Origin of the sequence: Peterkaempfera griseoplana (assembly GCF_001418575.1) — a bacterium.
Classification (GTDB): Bacteria; Actinomycetota; Actinomycetes; order Streptomycetales; family Streptomycetaceae; genus Peterkaempfera; species Peterkaempfera griseoplana.
Window position 1 is genome coordinate 1 of sequence record NZ_LIQR01000417.1, and the last position, 3,346, is coordinate 3,346.

3 protein-coding genes are annotated in these 3,346 nt (G+C 75.1%); all 3 read right to left on the reverse strand.

The features are described from left to right. The coding region (iolD, locus tag AOK09_RS28245) for a 3D-(3,5/4)-trihydroxycyclohexane-1,2-dione acylhydrolase (decyclizing) (protein WP_055590081.1) at positions 1-1,700 on the reverse strand (1,700 nt) is incomplete at its 3' end. Next, positions 1,697-2,566: a 5-deoxy-glucuronate isomerase gene (gene iolB, locus AOK09_RS28250; protein ID WP_055590082.1), complete on the reverse strand. Its 870-nt coding sequence runs from the start codon at positions 2,564-2,566 to the stop codon at positions 1,697-1,699. The genes iolB and iolD, both read right to left, overlap by 4 nt. Positions 2,567-2,624: 58 nt before the next feature. Further along, the coding region (locus AOK09_RS28255; protein WP_055590083.1) for a Cgl0159 family (beta/alpha)8-fold protein at positions 2,625-3,346 on the reverse strand (722 nt) is incomplete at its 5' end.

Below are 3,346 nucleotides of genomic sequence, written 5' to 3' on the forward strand. Positions count from 1 at the left end.
GCCGCCCGGGCGGCGCGCAGGGCGTCGCGGAGGCCGGCGACGGTGTCGGCGCGCAGCACCTCGAGGCCGAGGCTGGCCATGTTGGCGGCGAGGTCCACGGGGAGCGGCGCACCGGTGTAGCCGCCGTCGGCGGCGCGGAAGCGGTAGGCGGTGGCCCAGCGCTCGCCGCCGACCGCCTCGGACAGTCCCCCGATGGAGGCGTAGCCGTGGTTCTGCACCAGCACCGGGATGATCTTCACGCCCTCCTGGACCGCGGTGACCAGCTCGGTGGGCATCATCAGATAGGTGCCGTCGCCGACCAGCGCGAAGACCTCCCGGTCGGGGGCGGCCAGCCGTACCCCGATCGCCGCCGGGATCTCGTAGCCCATACAGGAGTAGCCGTACTCCAGGTGGTACTGGCGGCGGTCACGGGACCGCCAGAGCTTGTGCAGGTCGCCGGGGAGCGAACCGGCCGCGTTGATCAGCACGTCCCTGGGCTGCAGCACCTCCTGGAGCACCCCGATCAGCTGGGCCTGGGTGGGCCGGGCGGCCGGGTCGGGGGCGGCCGTGGCCGCGTCGACGGCGCGGTGCCAGAGTGCGAGGTCCCGCGCGTGCTCCCCGGCCCAGGGGGCGCGGTGGCCGTGCAGGGCGGTGGTGAGCGCGGCGAGGGCGGTACGGGCGTCGGCGACCACGGGCAGCCCCGCCAGCTTGCAGGCGTCAGCGGGGGCGATGTTCAGACTGGCGAACCGGACGTCCGGTTCGGCGAAGAGGGTGGCCGAGGCGGTGGTGAAGTCGGTCCAGCGGGTGCCGACGCCGACGACCAGGTCGGCGCGGGCCGCGGCCCGGTTGGCCGCGGTGGTGCCGGTGTGCCCGACGGCGCCGAGCGCCGCCGGGTGGTCCCACGGCAGTGAGCCCTTGCCGGCCTGGGTCTCGGCGACGGGGATGCCGGTGGCGTCCACCAGCTCCCGCAGGGCCTGCTCGGCACCGCTGTGGTGCACTCCCCCGCCCGCCACGATCAGCGGACGGCGGGCGGCGCGCACGGCGTCCGCGACGGCGGCCAGTTCCACGGGGTCGGGCTGCGGACGGCGTACCCGCCAGATGCGTTCGGCCAGGAAGTCCACGGGCCAGTCGTACGCCTCCGCCTGCACGTCCTGCGGCAGGGCGAGGGTGACCGCGCCGGTGTCCACCGGATCGGTGAGCACCCGCACGGCCTGGAGCGCCGCCTGGATCAGCATCTCCGGACGCCACACGCGGTCGAACCAGCGGGAGACCGGCCGCAGCGTGTCGTTGACGCTGAGATCGCCGGCCCACGGGGTCTCCAGCTGCTGGAGGACGGGGTCGGCGGGTCGGGTGGCGAAGACGTCGCCGGGGAGCAGCAGCACCGGCAGCCGGTTGACGGTGGCCAGGGCGGCGCCGGTGACCAGGTTGGTGGCGCCGGGGCCGATGGAGGTGGTGACGGCATGGGTGGAGAGCCGGTCGCACTGCCGGGCGTAGCCGACGGCGGCGTGCACCATGGCCTGCTCGTTGCGGCCCTGGAGGTAGGGCATCACGGCGGCGGACTCCAGCAGCGCCTGGCCGACCCCGGCGACGTTGCCGTGGCCGAGGATGCCCCAGGTGGCGGCGATCAGCCGGCGGCGCTCGCCGTCCCGCTCGGTGTACTGGGCGGCCAGGAAGCGCACCAGTGCCTGGGCGGTGGTCAGCCGGACGGTACGTCGGGTCATCGCTGCGGGCCCTTCGCTGCGGGGAACGGGAGTCGGGGGTCGGCGGGTTCGTCCGCCCAGGTGTCGCGGACCCAGGCGTGGTCGGGGTCGTCGCAGATCAGCCAGGCCCGCTCGGGGTCCGGCCCGGCCATGACGTTGAGGTAGTAGAGGTGGTAGCCGGGGACGGCCATGGTCGGGCCGTGCCAGCCGTCCGGGACGAGGACGGCGTCGCCGGTGCGGACCTCGGCCAGTACGTCGGAGCGGGAGTGCGGGCCGGAGGGGCGGACCCGGTGGTACGCCGGTCCGCCGCGTTCCACGGTGAACCAGTAGATCTCCTCCAGCTGCGACTCCAGGCCCGGCCGGTGGCGGTCGTGCTTGTGCGGCGGGAAGGACGACCAGTTACCGGCAGGGGTGAGCACCTCCACCGCGATCAGCCGGTCGGCCTCGAAGACGTCCGCGGCGCAGAAGTTGTTGACCTGCCGGGCCGCCCGCCCGGCGCCGCGGACCTCCACCGGCACCCCGGCCGCGGGCCCGTGGCGGAAGGGCAGCCGGCGCTCGCAGCGGGCGCCGGCCAGGGCGAAGCGGCCACCGCCGGACGAGGTGACGGTGGCCCGGGCGTCGCGCGGCAGATAGGCGAAGTCGCTGACGCCGGTGAAGACGTCGGGCCGCCCGTGCAGCTCCAGCCGCTCGCCGTCGCACTCCACCGCGGCGGCGCCGGACAGCGGCAGCAGGATCCATTCGCTGTCGTCGGTGTCCAGGGTGCGGGCACCGCCGGGGGGCAGGTCCAGGATGCGCAGCGAGGAGCGGTCCCAGCCGGCGGTGGCCGGGTCGATCCAGCAGCGGTAGCCGTCGCGGGCGGCGGTGCCGTCGGGCAGGTGCAGCTTCACGGACGGGCTCTCCTCGGGCGTCGGGGGAACGGGGCCTTGCCGGACGGGCCCGGCGGGTTCAGCGGTCGAGCAGGGAGACGGCGGTGTCGACGGCGGCCGACACGTCCCCGTCCGGCGGGTAGAGCACACTGCGGCCCAGGACCAGGCCGCGGACCTGCGGTATGCGCAGCGCCCGCTGCCAGGACCGGTACATGGCGTCGCGGTCCCCGGTGCCCTCGCCGCCGAGCAGCAGGGTGGGCAGCGTGGTGGAGGACATCATGCGTTCCATCTCGTCGACCACCGGCACCTTCAGCCAGGTGTGGGCGGTGGTGCGGCCGAGCCCCTGGGCGATGTTGTTGGCCCACATCTGCTCGTCGGCGGTGAGCAGATTGCGCGCCCTGCCGTCCTCACGGCGTGACGAGAAGGGCTCGACCAGGGCCATCAGGCCGCGCTCGCTGAGGCCGTCGACGGCGCGGGCCGCGCTCTCCAGGGTGGTGGCGGTACCGGGGTCCTGCGGGTCTATCCGCAGCAGCAGCTTGCCTCCGTCGAGCCCGGCGGCGGCGATGCCGGCGGCGTCGTAGCCGGTGAACCGGTCGTCGAGTTCGAAGGCGGCGCCGGGCAGGCCGCCGCGGTTCATGGAGCCCAGGACCAGCCTGCTGTCCAGCGCGCCCAGCAGCGTGAGGTCCTCCACCAGGTCGGCGGTGCCCAGGAAGCCGTCCACGCCGGGACGGCCGAGCGCCTCCACACAGCGGGCCAGCAGCTCGTGGCGGTCGCCCATGGCGGTGCGGCTGCCGCCGGCGG